The organism is Rhizobium sp. YS-1r, from assembly GCF_000757525.1.
Classification (GTDB): Bacteria; Pseudomonadota; Alphaproteobacteria; order Rhizobiales; family Rhizobiaceae; genus Neorhizobium; species Neorhizobium petrolearium.
This window is the reverse complement of the sequence record NZ_JPYQ01000025.1, coordinates 190497-217423: the sequence shown is the minus strand read 5'-3', so window position 1 is coordinate 217423 and position 26927 is coordinate 190497. Positions and strand designations below refer to the sequence as shown.

General features: G+C 62.0%; 21 protein-coding genes and 1 riboswitch. Of the genes, 14 read left to right on the top strand and 7 right to left on the bottom strand.

Going from position 1 to position 26927, the window contains the following annotated elements; all coding sequences use genetic code 11:
- Positions 1 to 108: 108 nt before the first annotated feature.
- Positions 109 to 678 carry an elongation factor P gene (gene efp / locus JL39_RS19420; RefSeq protein WP_037154339.1) on the bottom strand — a complete coding sequence of 190 codons (570 nt, stop codon included), beginning with the start codon at positions 676 to 678 and terminating at the stop codon, positions 109 to 111.
- 177 nt (positions 679 to 855) lie between these two features.
- On the opposite strand from efp, the gene epmA reads away from it, so the two are divergent.
- On the top strand, positions 856 to 1926 hold the full coding sequence (gene epmA, locus JL39_RS19415; RefSeq protein WP_037154336.1) for an EF-P lysine aminoacylase EpmA: 1071 nt from the start codon (positions 856 to 858) through the stop codon (positions 1924 to 1926).
- Entirely contained in the window at positions 1923 to 2969 is a 1047-nt protein-coding gene (locus JL39_RS19410) for a lysine-2,3-aminomutase-like protein (protein WP_037154408.1), read from the top strand. The genes epmA and JL39_RS19410 overlap by 4 nt, the downstream gene beginning before the upstream one ends.
- 797 nt (positions 2970 to 3766) lie before the next feature.
- On the opposite strand, the gene thiC is transcribed toward JL39_RS19410, so the two are convergent.
- Entirely contained in the window at positions 3767 to 5578 is a 1812-nt protein-coding gene (gene thiC / locus JL39_RS19405; protein WP_037154333.1) for a phosphomethylpyrimidine synthase ThiC, read from the bottom strand.
- Positions 5579 to 5672: 94 nt separating this feature from the next.
- A riboswitch (TPP riboswitch) is annotated at positions 5673 to 5804 on the bottom strand.
- 180 nt (positions 5805 to 5984) lie between these two features.
- Here thiC and JL39_RS19400 point away from each other — a divergent pair.
- Genes JL39_RS19400 through JL39_RS19380 form a run of 5 tightly spaced genes read left to right on the top strand, consistent with a single transcriptional unit; the run spans position 5985 to position 11791 of the window.
- Entirely contained in the window at positions 5985 to 6236 is a 252-nt protein-coding gene (locus tag JL39_RS19400) for an acyl carrier protein (protein ID WP_037154331.1), read from the top strand.
- The gene (locus tag JL39_RS19395) at positions 6236 to 7417 is read left to right on the top strand and encodes an acyl-CoA dehydrogenase family protein (RefSeq protein ID WP_037154328.1); all 1182 of its coding nucleotides are present in this window, start codon (positions 6236 to 6238) and stop codon (positions 7415 to 7417) included. Before JL39_RS19400 ends, JL39_RS19395 begins: the two co-directional genes overlap by 1 nt.
- Positions 7418 to 7471: 54 nt before the next feature.
- Entirely contained in the window at positions 7472 to 8380 is a 909-nt protein-coding gene (locus tag JL39_RS19390) for an amino acid--[acyl-carrier-protein] ligase (RefSeq protein WP_037154325.1), read from the top strand.
- A gap of 4 nt (positions 8381 to 8384) precedes the next feature.
- Positions 8385 to 9368 (top strand): DUF1839 family protein, encoded by a 984-nt coding sequence (locus JL39_RS19385; RefSeq protein WP_037154322.1) that lies wholly within the window; start codon positions 8385 to 8387, stop codon positions 9366 to 9368.
- Positions 9365 to 11791 carry a glycoside hydrolase family 2 protein gene (locus JL39_RS19380; RefSeq protein WP_037154319.1) on the top strand — a complete coding sequence of 809 codons (2427 nt, stop codon included), beginning with the start codon at positions 9365 to 9367 and terminating at the stop codon, positions 11789 to 11791. The genes JL39_RS19385 and JL39_RS19380 overlap by 4 nt, the downstream gene beginning before the upstream one ends.
- Here JL39_RS19380 and JL39_RS19375 read toward each other — a convergent pair.
- Positions 11759 to 13594, bottom strand: coding sequence for a lysophospholipase (locus JL39_RS19375; RefSeq protein WP_052182993.1), 1836 nt, complete (start codon positions 13592 to 13594; stop codon positions 11759 to 11761). The genes JL39_RS19380 and JL39_RS19375 overlap by 33 nt on opposite strands.
- A gap of 424 nt (positions 13595 to 14018) precedes the next feature.
- On the opposite strand from JL39_RS19375, the gene purU reads away from it, so the two are divergent.
- From purU to JL39_RS19360, 3 genes are all read left to right on the top strand, one after another.
- Entirely contained in the window at positions 14019 to 14903 is an 885-nt protein-coding gene (gene purU, locus JL39_RS19370; protein ID WP_037154316.1) for a formyltetrahydrofolate deformylase, read from the top strand.
- Between the two features lie 74 nt (positions 14904 to 14977).
- The gene (locus tag JL39_RS19365; RefSeq protein ID WP_037154313.1) at positions 14978 to 17626 is read left to right on the top strand and encodes an aminotransferase class III-fold pyridoxal phosphate-dependent enzyme; all 2649 of its coding nucleotides are present in this window, start codon (positions 14978 to 14980) and stop codon (positions 17624 to 17626) included.
- Positions 17627 to 18050: 424 nt separating this feature from the next.
- Complete coding sequence (locus tag JL39_RS19360; protein WP_037154310.1) at positions 18051 to 18248, top strand: hypothetical protein; 198 nt, start codon at positions 18051 to 18053, stop codon at positions 18246 to 18248.
- 56 nt (positions 18249 to 18304) lie between these two features.
- Here the strand turns inward: JL39_RS19360 and JL39_RS19355 are convergent, their stop codons facing one another.
- On the bottom strand, positions 18305 to 18541 hold the full coding sequence (locus JL39_RS19355) for an Lrp/AsnC ligand binding domain-containing protein (protein ID WP_037154402.1): 237 nt from the start codon (positions 18539 to 18541) through the stop codon (positions 18305 to 18307).
- A gap of 54 nt (positions 18542 to 18595) precedes the next feature.
- Positions 18596 to 19519, bottom strand: coding sequence for a LysR family transcriptional regulator (locus tag JL39_RS19350; protein ID WP_037154308.1), 924 nt, complete (start codon positions 19517 to 19519; stop codon positions 18596 to 18598).
- Positions 19520 to 19618: 99 nt separating this feature from the next.
- On the opposite strand from JL39_RS19350, the gene JL39_RS19345 reads away from it, so the two are divergent.
- From JL39_RS19345 to JL39_RS19335, 3 genes are read left to right on the top strand one after another with little or no spacing between them, the layout of a single operon-like run.
- Positions 19619 to 20902 carry an FAD-binding oxidoreductase gene (locus JL39_RS19345; protein WP_037154305.1) on the top strand — a complete coding sequence of 428 codons (1284 nt, stop codon included), beginning with the start codon at positions 19619 to 19621 and terminating at the stop codon, positions 20900 to 20902.
- A gap of 56 nt (positions 20903 to 20958) precedes the next feature.
- Complete coding sequence (locus tag JL39_RS19340; protein WP_037154304.1) at positions 20959 to 22500, top strand: aldehyde dehydrogenase family protein; 1542 nt, start codon at positions 20959 to 20961, stop codon at positions 22498 to 22500.
- A 5-nt stretch (positions 22501 to 22505) separates the two neighbouring features.
- Positions 22506 to 23513, top strand: coding sequence for a P1 family peptidase (locus JL39_RS19335; RefSeq protein ID WP_037154301.1), 1008 nt, complete (start codon positions 22506 to 22508; stop codon positions 23511 to 23513).
- Here the strand turns inward: JL39_RS19335 and cobD are convergent.
- A complete protein-coding gene (cobD, locus tag JL39_RS19330; protein WP_037154298.1) occupies positions 23506 to 24519 on the bottom strand; it encodes a threonine-phosphate decarboxylase CobD in 1014 nt (337 codons plus the stop codon). The genes JL39_RS19335 and cobD overlap by 8 nt on opposite strands.
- On the opposite strand from cobD, the gene cbiB reads away from it, so the two are divergent.
- Entirely contained in the window at positions 24518 to 25483 is a 966-nt protein-coding gene (gene cbiB / locus JL39_RS19325) for an adenosylcobinamide-phosphate synthase CbiB (protein WP_037154294.1), read from the top strand. The genes cobD and cbiB overlap by 2 nt on opposite strands.
- Here cbiB and JL39_RS19320 read toward each other — a convergent pair.
- On the bottom strand, positions 25467 to 26924 hold the full coding sequence (locus tag JL39_RS19320; RefSeq protein ID WP_037154291.1) for a cobyric acid synthase: 1458 nt from the start codon (positions 26922 to 26924) through the stop codon (positions 25467 to 25469). The genes cbiB and JL39_RS19320 overlap by 17 nt on opposite strands.
- Between the last annotated feature and the right edge of the window lie 3 nt (positions 26925 to 26927).

The window sequence follows — 26927 nt, the reverse complement described above, 5'->3', positions numbered from 1 at the left end:
CGGCCAAACGGTGCTCTCGCACCACGCGCCATGCCTGGCGCACCAACAAAAAACCTCCGGAGCAGCCGCTCCGGAGGTTTTTATCATGGGCCGACGGGCCGGGGACGATCAGCTCTTGGCGCGTTCGACGTAGGAATTGTCTTCCGTCGCGATGACCACGCGGGTGCCGGCATCGATATGCGGCGGGACCATGGTACGGACGCCGTTGGAAAGAATGGCCGGCTTATAGGACGACGAGGCCGTCTGACCCTTCACGACCGGCTCGGTTTCAACAATCTCGAGCGTGACGTGGCGCGGCAGCTGCAGAGCCAGCGCCACACCTTCATGCATGGAAAGGATGCAGGTCATGCCTTCCTGAAGATAGGCTTTCTGATCGCCCATCGTCTCCGCATCGACCACGACCTGGTCGTAGCTCTCCGGGTTCATGAAGTGGAAGCCTTCGCCGTCTTCGTAGAGATACTGGAAGTTCACGTCTTCCACGAAGGCGCGCTCGACCTGCTCGGTGGTCCGCCAGCGCTCCGACACCTTCACGCCGTCGACGATGCGGCGCATGTCGACCTGGGTGACGGGCGTGCCCTTGCCGGGATGGAAGTTCTGGGCGGTGAGAACGACATAGAGCTTGCCGTCGACTTCGAGGACGTTGCCCTTGCGGACGGAGGAGGCGATGACCTTGACCATGATATTCCTTATGGTGCGTACTGGCTTGTAACTGCCGAAAATGCATCGTAGAGGACCGGGCGGTAACCAGCCCGCAAGACGGCCCTCGTGATCGAGTATCTGTTTTCCGGCCGGAACTACTCCAAAACCGCGCAAAGTGGAAGCCTTGCCGGGAAGAACCGGCGAAGAAAGCCGTAAATGAGCTCATCCAGACCCGCCATATCCCGCTCGCCCTGGTGGACGCAGGCAAACCACGCGGACCGCCGGCCCTTCCTGATGGGACGCAATGCGATCCAGGCGGCGCTGCGCGGATTTTTCGGCGAACGGGATTTCGTCGAAGTCGATACGGCCACGCTGCAGATCTCGCCAGGCAACGAGACACATCTGCATGCTTTTGCCACGGAGGCAATCGCGATCGACGGCGCACGGGCATCGATCTACCTGCACACCTCGCCCGAATTCGCTTGCAAGAAGCTGTTGGCGGCCGGCGAGAAGCGGATCTTCACCTTTGCGCATGTCTACCGTAACCGCGAGCGTGGGGCCTTGCATCACCCGGAATTCACCATGCTGGAATGGTATCGCGCCGGCGAGAGCTATGAACAGCTCATGGCCGACTGCGCCGACATGCTGGCGCTTGCCGCGGAGACCACCGGGACGGATCGTTTCATCTTCCGGGGCATGGAGGTCGATCCCTTTGCCGAGCCAGAGCGCCTGTCGCTCGCGGAGGCGTTCGAACGATATGCGGGCATCGACCTCCTCGCCTCCGTCGCCGCAAATGGCGAAACCGACCGCGATCTGCTGGCGGCTGGCTTGAAGCGGACCGGAATTCGCTTTGCCGAAGACGACACCTGGGCCGATCTCTTCAGCAAGGTGCTGGTGGAGAAGATCGAACCGCATCTGGGACAGAGCCGGGCGACAATCCTTTGCGAATACCCGGTTTCGGAAGCGGCCCTCGCCCGCCCCTCCGCCCGTGATCCGCGCGTGGCGGAACGTTTCGAACTCTATGCCTGCAGTGTCGAGCTTGCCAATGCCTTCGGCGAACTGACCGATGCCGGCGAACAGCGCCGCCGCTTCGAGCACGAGATGGCCGAGAAGTCCCGCATCTATGGCGAGCGCTATCCGATCGACGAGGATTTTCTCGCAGCACTTGCGGCCATGCCGGATGCAAGCGGCGCGGCCCTGGGTTTCGACCGGCTCGCCATGCTGGCGACGGGTGCCTCCCGCGTCGAACAGGTGATGTGGGCGCCGGTCGCGGAGGTCTTTTCGTGACAGCAGCCCGCTCATTGAAAACGCCGGAAGAGCTGCTGGCCGCCGGCCTGGTCGAGCCCGGAAAGCTCGACGGCCTCCGCGCCGTTGCGGACCGCTACACGATCGCGCTGACGCCAACCGTTGTATCGCTGATCGACAGGGGTGATCCGAACGATCCGATTGCCCGGCAGTTCGTCCCCGATCCCGACGAATTGCTCGCGACGCCGGACGAACGCGCCGACCCGATCGGTGATCACGCGCACAGCCCCGTCAAGGGTATCGTGCATCGCTACCCGGACCGTGTGCTCCTGAAGGCGGTGCATATCTGCCCGGTCTATTGCCGCTTCTGCTTCCGCCGTGAAATGGTCGGTCCCGAGGGCGACGGCACGCTTTCGCCGGAAGAGTTGGCCGTCGCGCTCACCTATATCCGCGAGCATCCGGAAATCTGGGAAGTGATCCTCACCGGCGGCGACCCGCTGGTGCTTTCGCCGCGCCGGCTTGTCGCCATCATGCGGGGGCTTGCGGACATTGCGCATGTGAAGATCGTGCGCTTCCACACCCGCGTACCGGTTGTCGAACCGGACCGCGTGGACGAGGAACTGATCGAAGCGCTGAAGGGCAGCGGCAAGGTGGTCTATGTGGCGCTGCATGCCAATCATCCGCGCGAGATGACGCAGACCGCCCGCGCCGCCTGCGCGCGGCTGGTCGATGCAGGTTTCCCGATGGTAAGCCAGACGGTGCTTCTGCGCGGCGTCAACGACGATCCGGCGGTCCTGGGCGAGCTGATGAAAGCCTTCGTCGAAGCGCGGGTCAAACCCTATTACCTGCATCATCCCGATCTGGCGCCGGGCACGGGCCATTTCCGGCTGGACATTGAGGAAGGCCAGAAAATCGTCTCGGCCTTGCGTGGGAAAATCTCCGGCCTCTGCCAGCCGACCTATGTGCTCGACATTCCGGGCGGCCACGGCAAGGCGGCAATCGGCGAAAGCGCGATCCGCCGGCGAGGCGGCTGCTACTCCGTCAGCGATTTCCGCGGCGAGGAGCATATCTATCCTCCGAAATGACACGGCTCATCCTTCACGCGACCGATTCTGCCCGTGTCCTGAGATCTCGGAGAGCCCACGCGAATGCGGAACCTCATTGGAATTGTATAAAGTGGCTCCGCATTCGCGTGGTCTTCGGCGTTCTCTCGGGGCTTCCGGCCCCTACAGGTGATCATATCGCCTCGCTGCGTGGTCTCGTTCACGCCCGTCTTTTCGGGACAGGCTCACCACTTGCACGGCTCAACCGAACCTGACCCGGCGGCCAGGGGGAGGCTTGATAGGAGCAACCGCCTTTCGACATGCGCTCCATGGCTTTCACCTCTTCCACCATTCCCGCACGTTACGGTTCCGATGGAAGCGCCGGCTCCCGCCTGCCCGCGAACGTCTCGCGAAACACTCCGGCGACGGAAGCGGGACAATTCTAGGCATGACGCAAGAGGGCGGGGACGAAAGGGAGTGATTTTTTCTGCCGGCTTCGGTCAAGGCCTTGATTTGCCTCACCACACCCCCTCTGCCCTACCGGGCATCTCCCCCTCAAGTGCAGGGGAATTGCATATAATAAACATGCTATGGCTTCCGTGGAATGATGAAGCGGGCAGCATGCTCGATTCCCATATGCGATAGCCCTCCCCTCAAGTGGGGAGATCGGATCGACGCACCGGCTTCCTCAAACAAGCCCGCTTCGGTTAGATCGACGGCCTGCTGCCCAGCAAACGCTAAATGAGGCCAAGAGGGGAGCGGGCATGTGCTTGAATCCTCAGGTCAAGCACAGCAATGAGGAATACCTCCGCCGGAAGATCGGCGGAGGCTTTGATGCATCAATCCTTTCCGACCGGCATGTAGAGGTCGCCGCCGTCGCGGTATTTCGCGGCCATCGCCTCCAGCCCCTCCTTCTGCGCTTCGGCACGGATGTCGTGCGAAATCCGCATGGAGCAGAATTTCGGACCGCACATGGAGCAGAAATGCGCCACCTTGTGTGCCTCCTTCGGCAGCGTCTCGTCATGGAAATTGCGCGCCGTTTCCGGATCGAGCGACAGGTTGAACTGGTCCTCCCAGCGGAACTCGAACCGGGCGCGCGACAGCGCATCGTCGCGGATGCGAGCGGCGGGATGCCCTTTGGCAAGATCGGCCGCATGCGCGGCGATCTTGTAGGTGACGACGCCGACCTTGACGTCGTCGCGGTCCGGCAGGCCGAGATGTTCCTTCGGCGTGACGTAGCAGAGCATGGCCGTGCCGAACCAGCCGATCATCGCCGCACCAATGCCGGACGTGATGTGGTCATAGCCCGGCGCGATATCGGTCGTCAGTGGCCCAAGCGTATAGAACGGCGCTTCGCCGCAGACCTTCAGCTGCTTGTCCATGTTTTCCTTGATCTTGTGCATCGGCACATGGCCGGGGCCTTCAATCATCACCTGGCAGTCCTTCGCCCAGGCGATCTGCGTCAATTCGCCGAGCGTTTCCAGCTCCGCGAACTGCGCCGCATCGTTGGCGTCGGCGATCGAGCCGGGGCGCAGCCCGTCGCCGAGCGAGAAGGAGACGTCATAGGCGCGGCAGATGTCGCAGATCTCTTCAAAGTGCTCGTAGAGAAAGCTCTCCTTGTGGTGATGCAGACACCACTTGGCCATGATCGATCCGCCGCGCGAGACGATGCCGGTGACGCGGTCGACGGTGAGCGGAATGTAGGCAAGCCGGACGCCGGCATGGATGGTGAAATAGTCGACGCCCTGTTCGGCCTGCTCGATCAGCGTGTCGCGGAAAACTTCCCAGGTGAGATCCTCGGCAATGCCGTTCACCTTTTCGAGCGCCTGGTAGAGCGGCACCGTGCCGATCGGGACCGGCGAGTTGCGGATGATCCATTCGCGGATGTTATGGATGTTGCGGCCGGTCGACAGGTCCATGACCGTATCGGCGCCCCAGCGGATCGCCCAGACCATTTTCTCGACCTCTTCGGCCATCGACGAGGTGACGGCCGAATTGCCGATATTGGCGTTGATCTTCACCAGGAAGTTCCGGCCGATAATCATCGGTTCGGTCTCCGGATGGTTGATATTGGCGGGGATGATCGCCCGGCCGGCGGCGACTTCCTGGCGCACGAATTCCGGCGTCACAAAGTCTGGCACGTGCGCCCCAAAACTTTCGCCATCGCGGGCAAGTGCTTCTTTCGCAGCCTGCCGTCCGAGATTTTCCCGGATCGCGATGAACTCCATTTCCGGCGTTATGATCCCGGCCCGCGCATAGGCGAGCTGGGTGACGGCCAGGCCCGCTTTCGCCTTCAACGGCGCATTGCGAACCGGGAATTCCGGCGTCAGGCGATCGCCGGTGACAAAGCCGTTGTCCTCCGGCTTGACGATGCGTCCCTCATAGGTCTCCACGTCGCCGCGGGCCTTGATCCAGCTTTCGCGAAGACGCGGCAGGCCGGATTCAATGCTGATCGTCGCACCTTCGGCCGTATAGGGGCCGGATGAGTCATAGACCGTCACCGGCGGTTCGCCGGAGGTCGGGTGCAGCGCGATCTCGCGCATCGGCACGCGGATGTCGGGATGAAGGACTCCGGGCTTCAGGACCTTCTTCGAAGCGGGAAGCGGGCCGGTGGTGACGACCGGGGTAAGCTTGGTGGTCGCGATATTCATGGTTGAGGCTCCAAGGTTTGACGTTTGGAGACCCAGTCCGGTGCTGGAATGATGGAAGAACGCCTTGAGCCGGAGCGGGAATCCCGCCATTGAGCCGTGAGCGTCCGCACCGTCCCTACGCCAGTATGAACTGGATCAGGTTCAACGGGTCACTGCGCCACAATCGGCAAAGCCGTATTGCCCAGCAGTATCTCAGCCCCTTGCCGGGACCCCCCTGGTGAATCCGGACATCAGAAACCGGAGCCGCCCTCCTGTCAAGTCAGTTCGGACAGATGCCGATCGGTTGGATTTTAGCGAATCCCGCAGCCCGATTTTCAGCATGTTTCTTACCGGAATCTTATGCTTTCCGGCCTAAACATCCCGCCAGCGATGAACGCTTGAGTTCCAATTATCGGGAGACGTCGAGATGAACGAGACCATTCGCGAACTGCTGGCGAAACTGGGCAATCTGCCGGTCGCCGTGACCGAGCTGGAAGATGGCGCCGATCTTTATGCGGCGGGCCTTTCTTCCTTTGCATCCGTGCAGCTCATGCTGGGCCTCGAAGAGGCCTTCGACATCGAGTTTCCGGACAACCTGTTGAACCGCAAGTCCTTTGCCAGCATCTCGGCGATCGAGCAGACGGTATCCCACATCCTGAAAGCCAAAGAGGCCGCGTGATGAGCCTTGCCGCTGTCGCAACCGATATGAGCCTCGGCGCACGCGCCCATCGCGTGGCGAGGGTGGCCGCCGATTTCGCCGATTCCGTCGACCGCGAAGGCCGCTTCCCGAAGGAAGCCGTCGATGCCATGAAGGCCGAACGCCTGCTCGGCATCCAGATCCCCGCAGCCTTCGGCGGCGAGAGTGCAACGACGCAGGAGCTCGCGGAGATCTGCTCCATTCTGGGACAGGCCTGTGCCGCGAGCGCCATGGTCTTCGCCATGCACCAGATCAAGGTTTCGAGCCTTGTCGAGCACGGTGCCGAGAGCGAATGGCACAGGGATTTCATGCGCGAGCTTTGCGCTCGCCAGCTTCTCGTCGCCTCGGCGACGACGGAGGCCGGCATCGGCGGGAACCTGCGCAATTCCATCTGCGCCATCGAGATCGACGGCGACACCTGCCGGCTGACCAAGGATGCGACGGTGATTTCCTACGGGGAGCACGCCGACGCGATCATGGTCACCTCCCGCGCCCGTGCGGACGCGGCTCCGGGCGACCAGGTGATGACCGTCTTCAGGAAGAGCCAGTATACGCTCGAAAAGACCGTCGACTGGGATACGCTCGGCATGCGCGGCACCTGCTCGGATGGTTTCATCTTCAAGGGCGAGGCGCCCGCGGCACAGGTCTTCCCGAAGACTTTCGCCGAAATCGCCGCACAGTCCATGCTCGCAAGCTCCCACCTGCTGTGGAGCGCCGTCTGGTACGGTATCGCCGCCGATGCGGTGCTTCGCGCCCAGGCCTTCGTGCGCGCCGCCGCCCGCAAGGCGGGCGGCTCGCAGCCGCCCGGCGCGTTGCGGCTGGCCGAGGCCTCGAACCTGCTGCAGCTCCTGAAGGCCAACATCCTCTCGGGCCTCAGGGCCTACGAGGATGCCCGGGCGGATCCGGACCAGCTTTCCTCCATGGCGTTCTCGATCGCCATGAACAACGTCAAGCTCGCCTCCTCCGAGACGATCCTGACGATCATCAACCAGGCGATGATCATCTGCGGCATCATGGGCTACAAGAACGGCACGCCCTACAGCCTCGGCAGGCACCTGCGCGATGCCCATTCCGCCCAGTTGATGATCTCCAACGACCGCATCCTCGGCAACACGTCGACCATGTTGCTCGTGCAGAAACCGGACACCAGCCTTCTCGGCTGACGCCCACTTCGTCAAATGAATTGCCCTTCAAATGAATTGATTGAGGTGAAGCCAATGGACATGCAAGTTTCCTTTCTCGACCGCCTGTTCGATGCAGGCCTTCTGATCGAGACCGGCGTCGACGGTCTTTACGGCCGAAGCGGCCAGTTCGAGGACGTCATCGCCGCTTTCGAGCGACTGATCGACAGCGTGGGCGGCGCCGATGGCGCCGAGGCCATGCGCTTTCCGCCGGGCATGAACCGCGAATTCTTCGAAACCAGCGGCTATATGAAGAGCTTTCCGCAGCTTGCCGGCACGGTGCATTCCTTCTGCGGCAGCGAGCTCGACCACATGAGCCTCCTGAAATGCATGGAAGTGGGCGAAGACTGGACCAAAGGCCAGGAGGCGACCGATATCGTACTGACGCCGGCCGCCTGCTACCCGCTCTACCCGACGGTCGCACGCCGCGGCAAGCTGCCGAAATCCGGCGGCCTCTACGACCTGCAGAGCTATTGCTTCCGCCACGAACCTTCCAAAGATCCGGCCCGCCAGCAGCTTTTCCGCATGCGCGAATATGTCTGCATGGGGACCGAACAGCATGTGACGGACTTCCGCCAGCGCTGGATGGACCGCGGCGTCGAGATGATGAAGTCGGTCGGTCTCGACGTGACGATCGACGTGGCCAACGATCCGTTCTTCGGGCGTGCGGGGAAAATGCTGGTGAATAACCAGCGCGATCAGAACCTGAAGTTCGAGTTGCTGATCCCGATCACCTCGACCGCCAAACCGACCGCCTGCATGAGCTTCAACTACCATCAGGACGCGTTCGGCACGAAATGGGGCCTCTACCTGGAAGACGGCTCGACGGCGCACACCGCCTGCGTCGGCTTCGGCCTGGAGCGCATCGCACTGGCGCTCTTCCACACCCACGGCCTCGACGTGAAGGCGTGGCCGGAAAGCGTTCGCGCCGTCCTGTGGGGCTGATGCCATGACATCGGTCTTCCCCGGCCTCGATCCGGCCAGCTACATGCCGCATGTGCTCCACTCGGCGGAACGCATGTGGCCGGAAACTAATTGCTATGTCGATCTCTGGATCGAGGTGCTTTCGGCACAGAACCTTCCGCCGGAAGCCATGCTGGGCTTTACCTTGACCCAGGATTTCGAGGGCGACCAGTTCACCTTCTTCAAGGTGCCGCTGGAGGACCTTGAAACGCTCTACGGCATACGGGTAACCGAGCTGGCGATCTTCGACCGGCCGGAGCGGCATGTAGCGGAGCAGATTGCCAGAGGTAGGCTCGCGCTGATGGAACTCGACAGCTATTACCTGCCGGATACGCGCGGCGTGACCTACCACCAGGAACACGGCAAGACGACAGTGGCGATCAACCGGCTCGACCTGGAAAAGCGCGAGCTCGACTATTTCCACAATGGCGGCTTCTTCACGCTCGGCGGCGAGGATTTCGAAGGCCTGTTCCAGATGGATGCCGGGACTGACGCACTCCCCTTCCTGCCCTACACGGAATTTGCCAAGTTTCCCGCTGCCTACCCCGATATCCGGGATATCCGCGAAACGGCGTGGAAGCTGCTGCGCCATCACTACGCCCGCCGGCCGGATGAAAACCCGATCCGCGCCTTCGCGGATGTCTTCCCGGCGCAGGTGGAGCGCCTGGCGGAGCGGGATTTCGGCTTCTTCCACAAATACGCCTTCAACACCCTGAGGCAGGTCGGTGCGAATTTCGAGCTGCTGGCCAGCCATCTTGCCTGGCTGAACGGTCGGGCCTTTGCGGAAGCCCGGCAACAGGCGCTGAAGATCGCGGAAGTCGCGAAATCGACCCAGTTCCAGCTTGCCCGCGCGGTGACCCGGAAGAAATTCTCGCCGCTGGCAACCGCGCTCGACCCGGCTATCGAGGCCTGGGACGTGCTGATGGCTGATCTGGCGCTGACGGCAACCGAGAACCGCGAGGCGGCGTGAGCACTCTTTCGCTGATCGGTGCTGAAACCAGTCTTCTTGACGAAGGCTGGTCGCTGGTTGTGACCGAGCCCGGTGCTCATACGCTGCCGGGCGAGCTTCCGTTCATGTTCGACGACATTCCGGCAATCGTGCCGGGCACAGCGGCCGCGGCCTTGGAGGCGACCGGGCGTTTCGACCGCGACAACCCCGCGCCGCTGTTCGACAAGGATATCTGGTATCGCCGCTCTCTGGCGGGAGAAACACCGGGGCCTGTAATTTTGCGCTTCGCCGGTCTTGCGACGGTCGCCGAGGTTTTCCTCGACGACCGACTGATCCTGTCTTCCCAAAGCATGTTCGAGAGCCATGACGTACCGGCGAACCTCGCGGGCTGCGAAACGCTATCGATCTGTTTTCGGGCGCTGAAACCGCATCTGGAAAAGAGCGGTCCCCGCGCCCGCTGGCGGCCGCGGCTGATGAACAACCAGGGCCTTCGCCTGATCCGTACCACTGCGCTCGGCTTCATGCCCGGCTGGTGCCCGGACGTGCAGGCGGTCGGCCCCTGGCGGCCGGTTTCATTGATCAGGCCGGGCAGGACGCGGATTTCCGACCTCGGTTTCTCAGCTGGGCTCCGGGATGGCGAAGGCGTTCTCAAAGTCAGCTTTGCTTACGAGGGCCTGGCGCATAATTTCCGCCTGGTCTGCGACGGCCGGGAAGCATCCTTCGTGTTCGCTGAAGGAAAATATTCCGCCGAACTACGCCTGCCCGGCATAAAGCCCTGGTGGCCACACACGCATGGCGAGCCGAACCTCTATGACATAGTGCTGCGCATCGACGGCGAGAGATTTCCGCTTGCCCGGACCGGTTTCCGGACTGTTTCCGTCGATCGCGGCGAAGACGGCAACGACTTCGCACTGATCGTCAATGGAGAGAAAATCTTCTGCCGCGGCGCGGTCTGGACGTCTGCGGATATCGTGAAACTGCCGGGCGACCGCGAAAGCTATGAGCCTTGGCTCAGGCTCGCCAAGGACGCGGGCATGAACATGATCCGCATTCCCGGTATCGCCACCTACGAAAGCCCGGATTTCTTCGCGCTTTGCGACGAATTGGGATTGATGGTCTGGCAGGACTTCATGTTCGCCAATTTCGATTATCCGGCTGCCGATCCGGATTTTGTGATTCACGTGAAAAAGGAAGTGGAGCAATTCCTGGCTGCGACGCAGGTGTCGCCGTCGCTCGTGGTCCTCTGTGGCGGCAGCGAAATCTATCAGCAGGGTGCGATGCTGGGACTGCCCGAGCGCATCTGGAAAGGCCCGCTTTGCGAGGAAACCCTGGCAGGCCTCGCCGGCAAACATAGACCCGACCTGCCCTATGTCGCCAATTCTCCGTCCGACGGCGCACTGCCCTTCTTTCCCAATGCGGGCGTGGCGCACTATTACGGCGTCGGTGCCTACAAGCGCCCGCTTGAAGATGCGCGCCGGGCAAATGTCCGTTTCGCGGCCGAATGCCTCGCCTTCTCCAATCTTTCCGCCACGGAAACGCTCCAGGGCAGCAGGGCCGGCATTCCGCGCGATGCCGGCGCCGACTGGGATTTCGAGGATATACGCGACCATTATCTTTGCGAGCTTTACGGCGTCGATCCGCAAAAGCTCCGGTGCGATGACTTCGATCGCTATCTGGCACTCTCCCGCGCCGTCACGGGCGAAGTGATGGAGGCGACCTTTGCCGAATGGCGACGGCCGGGTTCCACCTGCGACGGCGCGCTCATCTTTACCTTTCAGGATGTCATGCGCGGACCGGGTTGGGGCGTTGTCGGCGCCGATGGCAAGCCGAAACCCGCCTGGCATGCGTTGAAGCGCGCCTTCCGGCCGGTACAGATCATGTTCACCGACGAGGGCACCAACGGGCTGGACCTGCACCTGTTGAACGAAACCGCGTATACCCTGCCGGTCGTGCTCGAAGTCACCTGCCTGCGCGACGGCAGGATACCGGTGGTTTCCGGCCGCCGTGAACTGACACTCCCCGCCCGCGGCAGCGAAAGCCTTGCCTGTGTCGATCTCTTCGGCGCTTTCTTCGATGCCAATTATGCCTATCGTTTCGGCCCGCCCTCCCATGATGTGACCGTTGCCCGGCTCAAGCATGCCGAAACAAGCGAATTGATCGCCGAGGCCTTTCATTTTCCGCTGGGACGCACGAAGGCGCTGCATGATGCCGGCATTTCAGTATCGCTGGAGGAGGATGACGGTGCCTTCTGGCTGCAGCTTTCGACGGATTGTTTTGCACAGTCGGTCAGTATCGATGCCCTGGGCTGCCGTACCGGCGACAACTGGTTCCATCTTGCGCCGAACGCACCGAAACGGGTGCAGCTTGAAGCCTTGCCCGGAGCCGCCGGGCGGCCGGGCGGCACGGTCCGCTCACTCGGCAGCAACCGCGTCGCGCGTTTCTGAGTGGTTGGTATCGACCGCCGGAGCGAAGCGAAAAGCCATCTTCCTCAACGTGTCGAGATAAATCTCGCGCGCGTGATCCGGCGTCAGGTTGTGATCCGCGTCAGGAATGATCGTCGACGATACATTCGGGAAGCGCGAGAGACCCGACCCGTCACGACCGAAATAGAAATCGTATTGTTCGAGGCCAAGATCGTTCTCGCTGTAGATCAGTGAAACCGGCATGCCACGCTGGTGAAGCGCACGAAAAGCGCCATAGATCGCCCGCCCCTCGGGGAGAACGGCGCAGAAAACGTGCAGGAGCTTGTTCCTGATCCGGCTGCCGATACCGTTGACGATGTTGCGGACTGCGGCGAGGACATCGACCTCGCCCTTCAAAATCCGCTTGAACGTCTCTATCCTGAGGGCGCGCTTGCCGTAATCGTCGAGGCTGCGCGTACCGTTGATGATCGCATCCTCGACCGACCGGCCGGGACGCCAGCGGAAGACGGCCGGATTGACCGAGACATTGCCGGCGATACGCGGCTCGACAAGCGATGCCTGGAAACCGAGATAGGCGCCGCTGCAGCGGCCGGATGTCACCACCGGCGTCAACCTGCGGGCTTCGAGGAAATCGATCGCTTCCGATACATCGGCATTCTGGCTTGAATGATAGAGCACCTGTTCCGGCCGTCCGGACACGGGCGGGCTGTCGCCCGCACCGGCAGTATCGAAACGCAATGACGCGATACCCGACCGGGCAAGCGCCCGCGCCATTGTTACGGTCGTGCGCCCCCAGCCGGCATGCCGGTCATAGGCCGAGGTGAGAAAGAGTACCGTCGCGCCCGCACGCCCGTGCAGCGGCTCGCAAAGAACCCCGGATAGCCGGCTGTTGGAGCCGAACCGGACGGGCGTTTCGGCAAAGCGGTCGCCGGCAAGCGGAACAATTGCCGGCCTTTGGCTTTCTCTGACGGAATGCGGCTCGACAGGAAGCGCGGCGATCCAGTCGACCAGGTTCTCCGCAACCGGCAGCGGTAGTTTAGAAATCGCCGGATTGGAGACCAGTCTCTCGTAACCCTGGAATACCTGCTCGATCACATCGGCGCCGAGCCCGCGAAGATGAGTCGCAAAGTCGTGGTCCCCAGGCCGATCAGCCCTTCCGACAACCAGTGTGCGCAGGGCCGGCACCCGGTCAGCCGTCATCAGATTGACCTTGCGAACCTCCTCGGCGACCTCGGCCGGCATCGTCAACGATGCAATCGAGACGCCCGCCTTCTGTCGCTGCTCCTCGGGAAGGCCCAGATTCTCGTCCACCACCCTGGACCAGACGGCAAGTTCGCGGACATGCAACCGACCGGACACGACCGGCGCAAGATAGGCAATGGCTTCGAGACCTTCGATCTTTTCAGCGGCCTTCGCGGCGACGACTGCACCAAGACCTTGCGAAACGACGGCAATGCGCTCGCAGCCGGAAAGAGCCTTCAGATGAGTGCTCGCCGCGACGAGGCTGTCGGACCAGACGCCAAGACCATTCTTGAAATCCACGCCATCCAGCGCGTCACCCGTGCCGGGATAGTCGAAGCGAAGACTGGGGATACCGCGATCGGCAAGCTTTTCGGAGATGATCCGCCAGAACTTGCGCGTGCACATTTCCTCCAATCCCCAGGGGCTGGCGAAGAGCACGGCGAGACCGGACGGCTTGGTGCCGGCGCAAGCAGGCGCGAAAAGCCCGATCGTGCCGCCGAAGGTCAGCGGCTCGGAGGCCGGGCGTGGAATGAGACCTGATGCTTCCCGAACAAGTCGGGATTTCAGTCGAGCGTCCGTCATGGTCGTGCCGGTAATTGAATCACTGCCGGCAGCAATACGCTGAACCTCCCTCGCGAAGCCTTAAGGAATTTCTTGCAATTTTATCGATTACCGACGGAATGTGCCGAAAAGAGGCTGTCGAGCAGGCATCCGTAGCCTCAGCACAGTCAACAGCTCTCCGAATACGTCCGGGCGGCGACAATACGCGCTCGGACGGCGCAAAGGGAATGGAATTTTGATCGGCTGTCCCTAAGGTCAGCGTTATGAAAAACGCTTATGAAAAAAGCCGAGACATGGAACGGATGAAGTGGCTTCTGTACACACAAAGACATCGAGCATCAGCTCATTTGGGCACTTTTCCCTTTCATTCTGGGCTGGGTATTGTCCTGCGCCGTCTTTGTGTATACACGAATTGGCCACCGATGACGGAGGAGGGAGATTTTAGATGAAGAACTATGTCCTGACGGTCACCTGCAGATCCACGCGTGGGATTGTTGCTGCGATTTCCGGTTTCCTTGCGGAAAAGGGTTGCAACATCATCGACAGTTCACAGTTCGACGACCTCGACACCGGCAAGTTCTTCATGCGCGTCAGTTTCCTTTCCGAAGAGGGGGCTGAACGGCCGGCCCTTGTCGAGGAGTTCAAATCGGTTGCCGACAGGTTCGCGATGGGCTGGGACATCTTCGATGCCGAGGACCGCATGAAGGTGCTGCTGATGGTCTCCCGCTTCGGCCATTGCCTCAACGACCTGCTCTACCGCTGGAAGATCGGCGCGCTGCCGATCGACATCGTCGGCGTCGTGTCGAACCATTTCGACTACCAGAAACTGGTGGTCAACAACGACATCCCCTTCCACCACATCAAGGTGACGAAGGAGAACAAGCCGCAGGCGGAAGCGCAGTTGATGGACGTGGTCGAGTCGAGCGGCACCGAGCTGATCGTACTCGCCCGCTACATGCAGGTGCTTTCGGACAGTCTGTGCAGCAAGATGTCGGGCAGGATCATCAACATCCACCATTCCTTCCTGCCGTCCTTCAAGGGCGCCAACCCTTATAAGCAGGCCTACCAGCGCGGCGTGAAGCTGATCGGCGCGACGGCCCATTATGTCACCGCCGATCTCGACGAAGGTCCGATCATCGAGCAGGACACGGTGCGCATCACCCATGCGCAGTCACCGGACGACTATGTGTCGCTCGGCCGGGACGTCGAAAGCCAGGTACTGGCCCGCGCCATCCATGCGCATATCCACCACCGCACCTTCATCAACGGCAACCGCACCGTCGTCTTCCCGCCAAGCCCAGGCTCCTATGCATCCGAGCGCATGGGATAAGCTCGGGTAAAGCCCTATGGACGTGCGGTTCTGCCGCACTATCCTCTTCGGAAGCGCCATTTCCGGAGAGGTTCATGTCCGACGTCATGTCCGACCTCATCGATGTTTCGTCAACCGGTCCGTCGATCGATGCGGTGGAGGAGATCCTCCGCGAGCAATATGGGCTTTCAGGACAGGTTTTTCCGATCGAGGGGCGGAAGAACCCTTACTTTCTGATCGACAACGGCCACATGCGCTACCTCCTGAAGGTGGCACCCGCCGACTGGCCTCTCGATAAGATCGAGACCGAACATGCCCTGATGCGCCATATCCTGCGCGAGCCGGACGGGCCGCGTGTTCCCGAGCCCGTGTCTACCAAGGATGGGAACGACACGATCGTCCTGCCGCTTGCCGGCGAGGATCGACGCATCCGCCTCCTGACCTTTCTCGATGGCACCTCACCACAGGCAGACGAGAAACTGTCGGACGAGGCGATTGCTGCCTTCGGTGCGATGTCCGCCTCGCTTGCAAAGAGCCTCGAAGATTTCGAACATTCGATTCTGGAACAGGAGCCGGAAAGCGACCTGCGCAAGGCAGGTCCGCAGACTGTATCGCTCTTGTCCGCAGTCGCCGACCAGGAGACACGCGACATCATCGCCAAGGCCATGGTGACGGCATTGCGGCGCATACAGCCGCTCGCTCCGGGTTTGCGCACCGCTGTCACACATCAGAACCTCGACGCCGATGCCGTCATCGGCGAGGTGACCGATGGCATCTGGCTTCCGACAGGTCTGACGGACTTCACCGGTCTTTCCAACGGCTGGCTCGTCGCCGGCCTCGCCAATAGCTGCGCCTATATGCTCGCAAACCGCGACGGTGACTCCTCTGCCCTCCTGCCGGCAATCCGCGCCTATCATGACATCTATCCACTGACGCTCGCAGAGCTTGAGGCGCTCTGGCCGCTCATCGTCGCCCGGACCGGAATCCTTTCAGCCAAAGCCGAGAATAGGCGGGTGCAATCCCCGGACGATCAACAGGTGCAAGAGGATGCGGAAAGCCGCCGCGCCGTTCTCCATGCGGCGACCACCGTCTCCCCAGCATGGATGTTCGCAGCCATCCTCGATGTGACGAAGATGACGAAACCTCTGCCGGAGATCGGCCGCCTTCTGCCGGACATCGATCCGGATACGCTCCGGCTCGTCGACCTCAGCGTCACAAGCCCGCTGCTTTATGGCGGTAACTGGACCGATCCGGAAAACGATTGGAAACTGCTGGCACGCGTCGCGTGGGAAACCGGCCGTGGAAGCACGCGTTACGGCGAATATCGCCTTTCGAAGAGTTCAGCCGACCCTCTGCAGGAACCGGAGAGCTTCGCGCTCCATATCGACGCCTGCGTACCGACCGGGACGACAGCGGTGGCACCTTTCACGGGAACGGTGAAGCGCGCCGGCACGCGGCTTGTCTTTGCCGGTCGCGAGCTGACACTGCATGTCGAAGGACTCGAATGCGAAATTGCCGAAGAGACCAAGCTTGAGGCAGGCGAACCGCTTGGAATGGTTGCCGGGGCGGAAAATTCCGTCGGCGGGGTACGTCTGCGCTTCTGCCGCGATCCGGATCTTGTGCCGCCGCACTTCTGTATTCCCGGCGAGGCGGGAACATGGTCCCATCTATGCCCGTCCCCGGCGGCCTTGCTCGGCGTCGATGCCGATGCGCCGGACCCGAAGCATCCAGACCGGCCCGTCCGCGGCTGGAAGGAGTATCTCTTCGATGGCACCGGGCGTAGTCTGCTGGACCTCACCGGCAACGCCCCTTTGATCGGTCACGGTCATCCGGGCATCGCGGCCGCAGCCTACCGGCAGCTCCTGCTGCTGAACACCCCGCCCTCCGGCCCGTCGGAAGCAGAACAGCATCTCTCCCAGCGCCTTGAGGATCTGGCGCCTGAAGGGCTCGCGACCGTGCTTGTTCTGCCCAGCCATCGCGATGCGCTCGATCACGCTCTGAACGTAGCCCGTGCCCATACCGGCAGGCGCGACATCGTCGGTGTCGTCGGCCTGGTGCCGAAGGTCGCTGACGATGCGATGGTCCTTTGTACCAACAGCAGGGAAGAAGCCGCGGCGGCGCTGGGAGAGGACGGCAAGGCCGGGCTGCTGCTGACCGGCTTTCCCCATCCGGCCGACAGCCTCTCGGAAATATTGAACGCACTGGCCCGCAACGAAGGCCTCCTCGTCATCGATGAGACCAGCACGGGCTGGGGAAGGTTGGGCCACCATGCTTGGGGTTTTGAAGCATCCGGCCTCCGGCCCGACCTCGTCATTGCCGGCCTTCCCGGAGAAGATATCGCGGTTCTTTTCATGCGCGAGTCGATCGCCGCGTCCCTGGAACTCACGGCGGGCCGGGTCAGTCCGCTCGCCTGCACGACGGCCGCAACGGCTGTCGAGATCAGCGAGCAAGAGGCGCTTCGCGAAAACGCCCGGCTTGTCGGCGATCATCTGAAATCGGCGCTGCAGGAACTCGCCGCCCGTCATCCGGCGATTCGCGCGGTGCACGGCATGGGGTTGTGCCTGGCCCTTGTATTCGAGGATGACACCAAGGCCAAGGCAATCCGCCAAGGCTTGAGAAAAGACGGCATTCTGATCGCTTCGAACGGTCGCGACGAACTCGTGATAGCGCCGCCGCTGTGCTTCAGCCGCGAAAGTGCCGATCTCCTGGTTGCCCGTCTGAAGGCGCTCCTCTCGGAAAGTTGAGCCTTTCGCAGACCGGAAATTCCTGCACCCGGTTCTTGCGTGAGCCGGAAGGCTCCCTATTTAAACCGTGACGGACGATGGCCGTGGACTTGCGAATGAAATTTCACAATTCCGCCCTTTTCCTGTCATGAGTCGGAAAAAAATTCTAGTTACACTGATTTTTGTTGATAGCGCTGTGGGACTCACCTACAGTCAGTCATCATCCGGTCGGTTGAGCCTGATCGGTTTTTCACGCAACACCAAAAGGGAGAGTGACATGCTTATACCTGTTTTCGTCGCCGCCTTGGGTGAAGGTGCGTCCAAAATGATCGGCACGGATCGCCGCTCCCTTCCGTGCTGTCGAATGTAACGCTTTCGGTTCAATCGTTCCTGAAAATTTTCATTCGCCAGAGCTGTATTTAAGCAGCCACTGCGGGAGTCTGCCATGCAGAAGCAAGTTATTGAGTTCGGCGGGGAACCCGTCGGTATCGTCATTCCGGATGAGGATCGGCTGAAGTTCATCGCCGTGAAATTTCACGTCATCGATCTCGATGAGCAGCGATTCAATTCTGCGGACGAAGTGCGCCTCGCGATTCGCGATCTTGTCCGTTCGCGCAACTTGGCGCCAACGGCACATGTCTGAGATCCTATTGATATTTCCGCAAAAAGCCGCCTTCGGGCGGCTTTTTCGTTTCCCTATCAGAAAGCAGTGAAGGTGATCGTCGTAAGCGAACGTTCGATGCCGGGAATGGATGCGATCTTTTCGTTGACGAACCGGCCGATCTCGTCACTGTCCTTGATGTAGATCTTCAGAAGCAGGTCCCAATCGCCGCTGGTCGAATAGAGTTCGGAAACGAGTTCGGTCTTGTAGATGGCATCGGCGACTTCATAGGTCTTGCCGGGCTTGCAGCGAAGCTGGACGAAAATGGGTTTCATGGACGTCTTCCCGTCGGTCGGATCGCCTGCGCGATCAATGATGGACATACCCGACTATTGGCCGATGCGTCCGCCGTTCGCAAGCATATCCTGCTCGACCTCCTGGACGATCCAATCCCGGAAGGCAGCAAGCGGCGGATAAGTGGCGCGATCGGGCGGATAGGCAAGATGGTATTGCCCGGTTTCCATGACCTGTCCTTCCACAGCCGGTACCAGCAGCCCCTGATCCAGTTCCCGGCTGATCAGGAAACGCGGCAGGAGCGCTGCGCCAAGCCCCGCGGCGGCCGCTTCGACCATGGTCATGAACTGGTCGAGCAGCATGCCATGCAGCGCATCGAACGGGACCTTGTTTCTCGTGAACCACAGCTCCCAGGCATCCGGCCGCGTATTGAGATGCAGGAGCGGCGCCTTCAGCACATCCGCCGGAGCTTTCAGATTATGCCGCATCTTGAAATCAGGGCTGCAGGCCGGCAGCACTTCTTCTTCCATCAGGAAGGTGAGCGCCGCGCCCGGCCAGCGGGCCGCGCCGAAATGGATGGCAGCATCGAGCGTATCGAAGCGAAAATCGAACGGCTCCAGCCGGGTAATGAGATTCACGACAATGCCCGGATGCGCGTCGAGAAAATGCTTGATCCGGGGCGTCAGCCAGCGCGTACCGAAGAACGGCAGGATGGCGAGGTTCAGCGTTCCGCCGGAAGGGTTGGCCTTGAGATTGAGCGAGGCATTGGAAATGCGTCTCAACGCCTCCCGCACCTCGCGGGCATAGCCGTCGCCTGCGAGCGTCAGCCGGATCGTCTGCCGTTCGCGCAGGAAAAGCGCCACGCCGAGCTGATTTTCCAAGGCCGAGATCTGGCGGCTGACGGCACTCTGGGTGAGGCCGAGTTCGTTCGCCGCCGCCGTGACGCTGCCGGTGCGCGCTGCTGCTTCAAAGGCCGAAAGCAGCGAAAACGAGGGAAGGAAGCGCCGGGGCGGCAGCATGTCATTCCTCCAGCGAATGACCTGTTGAGAACATGTCGATATTCATCGATAACAGCTCTCTGTAAAGAGAGAGTGAGTGACGCCTCCGGACAATCCATCATGCTCAACGATCCCCGCTCTCACGGCCTCTGGGAAAAGACCGCGCCCCCGCCTCCACTTGCGCCGCGGCTGGAAGAAGCCGTTTCCACCGACGTGGCGATTGTCGGTGGCGGCTATACCGGCCTCTCTGCTGCGCTGCATCTGGCCGAGGCCGGAGTGAATGTCCGGCTGCTTGAGGCAACCGAGATCGGTTTTGGCGGTGCGGGTCGCAATGTCGGCCTCATCAATGCCGGCATGTGGGTCATGCCGGATGACTTTTTGAAGGAACTCGGGCCTGCCTATGGCGACAGGGCGCTCGAACTGCTTGGCGACGGTCCCTACCTCGTTCGGGACCTGATCGAGAGGCACGGCATCGCCTGCGAACTGGAAAAGAACGGTACATTGCATTGCGCCGTGGGGCCGGAAGGAATGAAGGAGCTGGAGGAACGCGCCCGGCAATGGCAGAAACGCGGCGCGCCGGTGATCCTGCTCGATGCTACCGAGACGGAACGGCGCATCGGCACGAAAGCCTATGCCGGATCGCTCCTTGATATGCGCGCCGGCACGCTGCAACCGCTCGCCTATGCACGGGGATTGGCGCATGCGGCGGTGAAAGCCGGTGCGAAGCTCCATACCGGCAGCGCCGTTATCAATACCGGCGAGGCGAACGGCAGGAAGATCCTAAAGACTGAACGGGGTGAGGTATCCGCCGATTGGATCATCGTGGCGACCGACGCCTACAGCACCGGCCCCTGGGAACAGGTGCGCCGTGAGCAGGTGCATCTGCCCTATTTCAATCTCGCTACCACGCCACTCAGCGACAATCTTCGCCGCTCCATTCTGCCCGGCCGCGAAGGCTGCTGGGACACCAGGGAAATCCTCTCCTCCTTCCGCATGGATCAGGCCGGCCGGCTGGTCTTCGGCTCGGTCGGCGCGCTGCGCGGCACCGGCATCGCCGTTCACAAGGCATGGGCGAAGCGTTCGCTCGCTCGCCTCTTCCCGCAGATTGGCGAGGTGGAGTTCGAGGCGGAATGGTACGGACAGATTGGCATGACCGACAACGCGCTGCCGCGCTTCCACAAATTCGGCCGCAACGTGATCGGTTTTTCCGGCTACAATGGCCGCGGCATCGCGCCCGGCACCACCTTCGGAAAGCTGCTTGCCCGGCATATTCTCGGCGAGGTTTCCGAAGCCGACCTCCCGCTGCCGCTGACGGAGCCGAAAGAACCGGGCTTTCGCGCGCTGAAGGAAGCCTATTACGAGGCGGGCGCGCAAATCGCCCATTTCGCCGGCGAACGGTTCTGATTGCTAAACCGCCGCCGATTTCTAAGATTGACCGAAATTCGATTCCGGAGACTGACATGACCCTTGCCACTCTCGATCTCGCTGCCGAGGTGAAAGCCATCCTGGGCGATCTCGGCGTGAAAGCCGAAAATTATACCGGCGGCACCCTTGCCGTCCGTTCGCCGATCACCGGCGCCGAAATCGGCAAGCTGCCGGAAGAGACACCTGCCGGCGCAAGACAAGCCATCGAAGCCGCCCATGAGGCTTTCCTCGAATGGCGGCTGGTGCCGGCTCCGAAGCGCGGCGAGCTGATACGTCTCCTCGGCGAGGAATTGCGCGCAGCCAAGACCGCGCTGGGCCGGCTGGTTTCGATCGAAGTGGGCAAGGTGACTTCCGAAGGCCTGGGCGAAGTGCAGGAAATGATCGACATCTGCGATTTCGCGGTCGGCCTCTCCCGCCAGCTCTACGGCCTCACCATCGCCACCGAACGCGCCGACCACCGCATGATGGAAACCTGGCATCCGCTGGGCGCGATCGGCATCATTTCCGCCTTTAACTTCCCCGTCGCCGTCTGGTCCTGGAACGCGGCGCTCGCCATCGTCTGCGGCAACTCCACCATCTGGAAACCGTCGGAGAAGACACCGTTGACGGCGCTCGCCACCCAGGCGATCTTCGACAGGGCGCTGACCCGCTATGTCGCCGAAGGCTACACCGCGCCGAAGAACCTTTCGACCCTTCTGATCGGCGGCCGCGAGATCGGCGAGATTCTCGTCGACCACAAGAAAGTGCCGCTCGTCTCCGCCACCGGCTCGACCGCTATGGGCCGCACGGTCGGCCTGCGGCTGGCACAGCGTTTCGCCCGCTCGATCCTCGAACTCGGCGGCAACAATGCCGCTATCGTCGCCCCGACGGCCGATCTCGACCTCACGCTCCGCGGCGTCGCTTTCGCTGCCATGGGCACGGCCGGCCAGCGCTGCACGACGCTGCGCCGTCTCTTCGTGCATGAAAGCGTCTACGACGCGCTGGTGCCTCGCCTGACGAAGGCCTATCAGTCCGTTACGATCGGCAGCCCGCTGGAGAACGGCACACTTGTCGGCCCGCTGATCGACAAGGCGGCCTACGAGAAGATGCAGAAAGCCCTAGAAGCAGCGAAATCCGAAGGCGGCAAGGTGACCGGAGGCGAGCGCGTGCTTGGGAACGAGGCGGCCGACGCCTATTATGTCCGCCCCGCGATTGTCGAAATGCCGGCCCAGACGGGTCCGGTCAAGGACGAGACTTTCGCGCCGATTCTCTATGTGATGAAATATTCGAGTTTCGAAGAGGCACTGGACCTGCATAACGATGTGCCGCAGGGCCTCTCCTCCTCGATCTTCACCAATGACATGCGTGAGGCCGAGACCTTCGTCTCCGCACGCGGTTCGGATTGCGGCATCGCCAACGTCAATATCGGTCCTTCGGGCGCCGAGATCGGCGGTGCCTTCGGTGGTGAAAAAGAAACCGGCGGCGGCCGCGAATCCGGCTCCGATGCGTGGAAGGCCTATATGCGCCGCGCCACCAACACGCTGAACTATGGCCGCACCCTGCCGCTGGCGCAGGGCGTCAAGTTCGACATCGAATGAAGCCTATGATCGGGCCGCTGAACCTCTTGACCGACATCGAAGGCGTCGCCGTCGGCCATGCCACCGATCCCGCACTGGGTTCGGGCGTGACGGCGATCGTCTTCGATGAACCGGCGGTCGCTTCCGGCTCGGTGCTCGGTGGCGCGCCGGGCGGCCGGGATACTGCACTGCTCGACCCGTCGATGACCGTGCAGGCGGTCGACGCCTTCGTGCTGTCCGGCGGTTCGGCCTTCGGACTGGACGCCGCGGGCGGAGTGCAGGCGGGGCTTCGTGAAATCGGCCGTGGCTTCCAAGTCGGCAACGTCCGTGTACCGATCGTACCGCAGGCAATCCTGATGGATCTCCTGAACGGCGGCAACAAGGACTGGGGACTTCACTCGCCCTATCGGGAGATGGGCTACGATGCCTTCAAGGCCACTGCGAAAGGCGCTTTTGCGCTCGGAACTGTAGGAGCAGGCACCGGCGCCACGACTGCGACATTCAAAGGTGGGCTCGGTTCGGCGAGCGCAAGGACGACAGCCGGCCACACGATCGCAGCCCTGCTCGCGGTTAACGCCATGGGTTCGGCGACTGTCGCCGAAGGCCCGCATTTCTGGGCAGCTCCATTTGAGCAGGACGAGGAATTCGGTGGCTTCGGCCTGCCGCAAAAGTTCACCGAAAGCCATTCGGCCCTGCGGCTTAAAGGCGTCAACCTGAAGGCCACGACGATCGGCGTCGTCGTGACCGATGCCTTCCTGACGAAAGCGCAGGCGCATCGGCTTTCGATCATGGCGCATGACGGATTGGCACGCGCTGTTCTGCCGGCGCACCTGCCAGGCGATGGCGATACGATCTTTTCCGCCGCGACGGGGGCAAAACCGCTGGACGACATGGCGGCCTTTGCCGAACTCTGCCACCTGACGACAATCGTGACGGCCCGAGCCGTGGCCCGCGGCGTCTATGAGGCAACCGCCTTACCCGTGCCGAACGCACGGGCCGCATGGCGCGACAAATTCGATTCGCCGGCTAAATAGTTTTCAGAGCGTCTTCCAGTCTTGGCCAGCCATTTTTGTCGGGAAGCCCTATCCTGAGATCAGCCGGCCGTTCTTCGAAGCGGCGGGTGACGATGCCGCGCTCCCCCAAATGCTGGAAAATCGCCTGCGCGCGCGCGTCCCGAACGAAGCGGAATAGCGATGTACCGCCGAAGACTGGAATGCCAGCGCCGATCAGGAAGATATCAAGATTCGCGGCATCATCGCGCAATCGTTGTCGCATCATCGCCTGCCACCAACCGTCGGCCAGCGCTTCGCTGGCGATATGCAACGCCGGACCGGAAACGGCCCAAGGGCCGAGCTGGTCCTCGATCCTTCGGGCGATATCCGGACGAGAGATCGCAAATCCGAGCCTCAGGCCCGCCATGCCGTAAAACTTGCCGAAGGACCGCAGCGCGATAAGTCCGCCGGCATCGACCGCATCCGCTGCGCTCGCCGCTTCCGAGACGTCAACGAAGGCTTCATCGACGACCAGCAATCCGCCTTTTGCTCGCATGATGGCTGCAAGCGCCAGAAGATCACTCTTCGGGACGATTCGGCCGGTCGGATTGTTGGGATTGACGATAACGGCGAGATCTGCAGAAGCCAGCCGATCCAGATCGTCCGTTTCGGTCACCTCAAAACCGGCCATCCGCGCTGCGCGGGCGTGTTCGGCATAGGTCGGCGAAAGGATCGTAGCCTTACCTTGCCCAAGCAGGCTCGCAAGGATCGGCAACAGGATCTGCGTGCCCGGCCCCGCCGCCACATGGGCAGCCGAGGGCGCGCCATAGGCTTCCGCTGCGATCGCCTTCAGCCTTTCTGCCAGTGCGGGGTCCGGCAGGCGTGCAAAGGCATTGTCGGGCAAGGGAGAATGCGGATAGGAATAAGGATTGATACCGGTGGAAAGATCGATCCAGGGTTCAGGCGCGTGCGGAAACAGCGCCCGTGCACGGGACAGATTGCCGCCATGCGCTATCGGACCACCAATCTCAGATGCAGTCACCGGCATGTTCCTTCTCGCATTTTTCGCCCTGATCATAGAGCGCATCTTCGGTTATCCGGACTGGCTCTTCCGGACGATCGGCCACCCGGTCACCTGGATGGGCCGGCTGATATCCCGGCTCGACAACGGCTGGAACCGCGAGGCCGACGATTTCGATACGCGCAAACGCATGGGCGTGCTTGCTCTGTTGACGCTGCTCGGCGTGACAATCGCCGTGGCGTTTGTGATCGAATACGGGCTTCTGACGATCCCTCTGGGAGCGGTCCTGCCGATTCTGATAGCCGCCAGCCTCCCGGCACAGAAAAGCCTTGAAAAGCATGTCGAAGCGGTTGCCGACGCGATGAAGTATGGCGGGCTCGACGCCGGGCGCAAGGCCGTCTCGATGATCGTCGGCCGCGATCCGGAAAAGCTCGACGAGGCCGCCGTCTGCCGTGCGGCGATCGAAAGCCTGGCGGAGAATTTCTCCGACGGCGTGGTGGCGCCGGCTTTCTGGATGGGCGTCGGCGGCCTCGCGGGCGGCGCGGCCTACAAGGCAGCCAATACCGCCGACAGCATGATCGGCCACCGCAATCCGCGACACGAAGCCTTCGGCTGGGCGGCCGCACGTTTCGACGACCTCATTAACCTGCCGGCCTCGCGGCTGAGCGCTTTTCTGTTCGTGCTGGCTGCCTTTTTCGTCGACAAGGCTTCGCCTCGGAATGCAATCAAGGCCATCTTCCGCGACGCACGCCACCATCGCTCTCCGAATGCCGGTTGGCCGGAAGCGGCGATGGCCGGCGCACTCGGCATAGCGCTGGCGGGGCCGCGGAGCTATGGCGGACAGATGATCGAGGCGCGTTTTATGGGCGAAGGCGGGCGCTCGGAACTCACCCAAGTCGATATCCGCCGCGCATTGAAGCTCGCCCGCGTCGCGGACGCGCTCTTTATCGGCCTTTTCGGCTTCCTGGCATGGATCATCTGGCAAGCGTGAGCAATCCATCGAGATCGAGATGCCGTTCCATATGGGCGGCCAGCCGGTCGAGCACATTGTCCACCCCGGTGTGATAGTCCAGGACCGACACCGCGCCGCCAAGCCGTGTCAACCAGGCCGACCTCTGCCGGTCATCCGAAAAAAGCCCATGAAGATAGGTGCCCCAGACCCGGCCATCCGCCGATATCGCACCATCCGGGTTACCGTCGATCACCGAGAACGGGCGTCGGCAATCGGCCCCGGATGTCCGGCCGATATGCATCTCATAGCCGGATAAGGGAACTCCATCGAAGCTTTCGCCCGAAACTGCTTCCAGCCGCTTATCGGCGGACAGGATGGTCTCGACATCCAGCAGGCCCAGCCCTTCGACCGAAGCGGGTGATCCTTCGATGCCATCCGGATCGGAGATCCGTTTGCCCAGCATCTGATAACCGCCGCAAAGGCCGAGCACGCGCCCGCCGCGACGAACGTGAGCGGCGATATCCACGTCAAAACCAGCCTCGCGAAGTGCAGCCAGATCGGAGACGGTTGCTTTCGAGCCGACCAGCAGCACGAGGTCGCAATCCCCCGGAATGGCCTCACCGCGCCTGACACGGATGAGATCGACCTCCGGCTCCGCTTCCAGCGGGTCAAGATCGTCGAAATTGGAGATATGCGGCAGGATCGGCACTGCGATGCGGATTCTTGCGCCGGACTTGCGAGCGAAGGACTGGTTGAGCCCGAGCGCATCCTCCGCCGGCAGAAACGCTGCATCCGCGAAATGCGGCAAAAGCCCGATCGATCGCCAGCCGGTCAGTTCTTCAATCATCCGCATGCCTTCGGCAAACAAGGCCGGATCGCCCCGAAAGCGGTTGACGATGAACCCGCGGATCATCGCCGCATCTTCGGGATCGAGCACAAGTTTCGTGCCGGCAAGGCTGGCAATCACGCCGCCGCGGTCGATATCGCCGATCAGCACGACGGGCACATCCGCCGCCCGCGCAAACCCCATATTGGCAATGTCATTGCGGCGGAGATTGATTTCCGAAGCGCTGCCGGCGCCTTCCACCAGCACCAGATCGGCCTGGTTGCTGAGAAGGTCGAAACTTTCCTGCACCCGCGGCATCAGCTTCCGCTTGAGGCCCTGGTATTCGGCGGCCTTGGCATTGCCTTCGACCTTGCCCTGCACCACGACCTGCGCGCCGACGTCGCTCTGAGGCTTCAGAAGCACAGGATTCATATGTACGCTGAGCGGGACCCCGGCCGCACGCGCCTGCAAGGCCTGCGCCCGTCCGATCTCGCCGCCATCCGCCGTGACTGCCGCGTTGTTCGACATGTTCTGCGGCTTGAACGGCATGATTTTCAGCCCACGCAGCGTAAAGGCGCGGGCAAGCCCGGCCACCACCAGCGACTTGCCCACATCCGAACCCGTACCCTGAAACATCAGCGCGCGAGCGGTCATACC

Excerpts from the sequence above, each read along its gene's own strand:
- JL39_RS19385 (WP_037154322.1), top strand. The coding sequence starts at position 8,385 with ATGACATCGGTCTTCCCCGGCCTCGATCCGGCCAGCTACATGCCGCAT.
- JL39_RS19390 (WP_037154325.1), top strand. The coding sequence starts at position 7,472 with ATGGACATGCAAGTTTCCTTTCTCGACCGCCTGTTCGATGCAGGCCTT.
- JL39_RS19360 (WP_037154310.1), top strand. The coding sequence starts at position 18,051 with ATGCAGAAGCAAGTTATTGAGTTCGGCGGGGAACCCGTCGGTATCGTC.
- JL39_RS19400 (WP_037154331.1), top strand. The coding sequence starts at position 5,985 with ATGAACGAGACCATTCGCGAACTGCTGGCGAAACTGGGCAATCTGCCG.
- JL39_RS19350 (WP_037154308.1), bottom strand. The coding sequence starts at position 19,519 with ATGCTGCCGCCCCGGCGCTTCCTTCCCTCGTTTTCGCTGCTTTCGGCC.
- purU (WP_037154316.1), top strand. The coding sequence starts at position 14,019 with ATGAAGAACTATGTCCTGACGGTCACCTGCAGATCCACGCGTGGGATT.
- JL39_RS19395 (WP_037154328.1), top strand. The coding sequence starts at position 6,236 with ATGAGCCTTGCCGCTGTCGCAACCGATATGAGCCTCGGCGCACGCGCC.
- JL39_RS19335 (WP_037154301.1), top strand. The coding sequence starts at position 22,506 with ATGATCGGGCCGCTGAACCTCTTGACCGACATCGAAGGCGTCGCCGTC.
- efp (WP_037154339.1), bottom strand. The coding sequence starts at position 678 with ATGGTCAAGGTCATCGCCTCCTCCGTCCGCAAGGGCAACGTCCTCGAA.
- JL39_RS19340 (WP_037154304.1), top strand. The coding sequence starts at position 20,959 with ATGACCCTTGCCACTCTCGATCTCGCTGCCGAGGTGAAAGCCATCCTG.
- thiC (WP_037154333.1), bottom strand. The coding sequence starts at position 5,578 with ATGAATATCGCGACCACCAAGCTTACCCCGGTCGTCACCACCGGCCCG.
- JL39_RS19355 (WP_037154402.1), bottom strand. The coding sequence starts at position 18,541 with ATGAAACCCATTTTCGTCCAGCTTCGCTGCAAGCCCGGCAAGACCTAT.
- JL39_RS19320 (WP_037154291.1), bottom strand. The coding sequence starts at position 26,924 with ATGACCGCTCGCGCGCTGATGTTTCAGGGTACGGGTTCGGATGTGGGC.
- JL39_RS19375 (WP_052182993.1), bottom strand. The coding sequence starts at position 13,594 with ATGACGGACGCTCGACTGAAATCCCGACTTGTTCGGGAAGCATCAGGT.
- cobD (WP_037154298.1), bottom strand. The coding sequence starts at position 24,519 with ATGCCGGTGACTGCATCTGAGATTGGTGGTCCGATAGCGCATGGCGGC.
- epmA (WP_037154336.1), top strand. The coding sequence starts at position 856 with ATGAGCTCATCCAGACCCGCCATATCCCGCTCGCCCTGGTGGACGCAG.
- JL39_RS19345 (WP_037154305.1), top strand. The coding sequence starts at position 19,619 with ATGCTCAACGATCCCCGCTCTCACGGCCTCTGGGAAAAGACCGCGCCC.
- cbiB (WP_037154294.1), top strand. The coding sequence starts at position 24,518 with ATGTTCCTTCTCGCATTTTTCGCCCTGATCATAGAGCGCATCTTCGGT.
- JL39_RS19365 (WP_037154313.1), top strand. The coding sequence starts at position 14,978 with ATGTCCGACGTCATGTCCGACCTCATCGATGTTTCGTCAACCGGTCCG.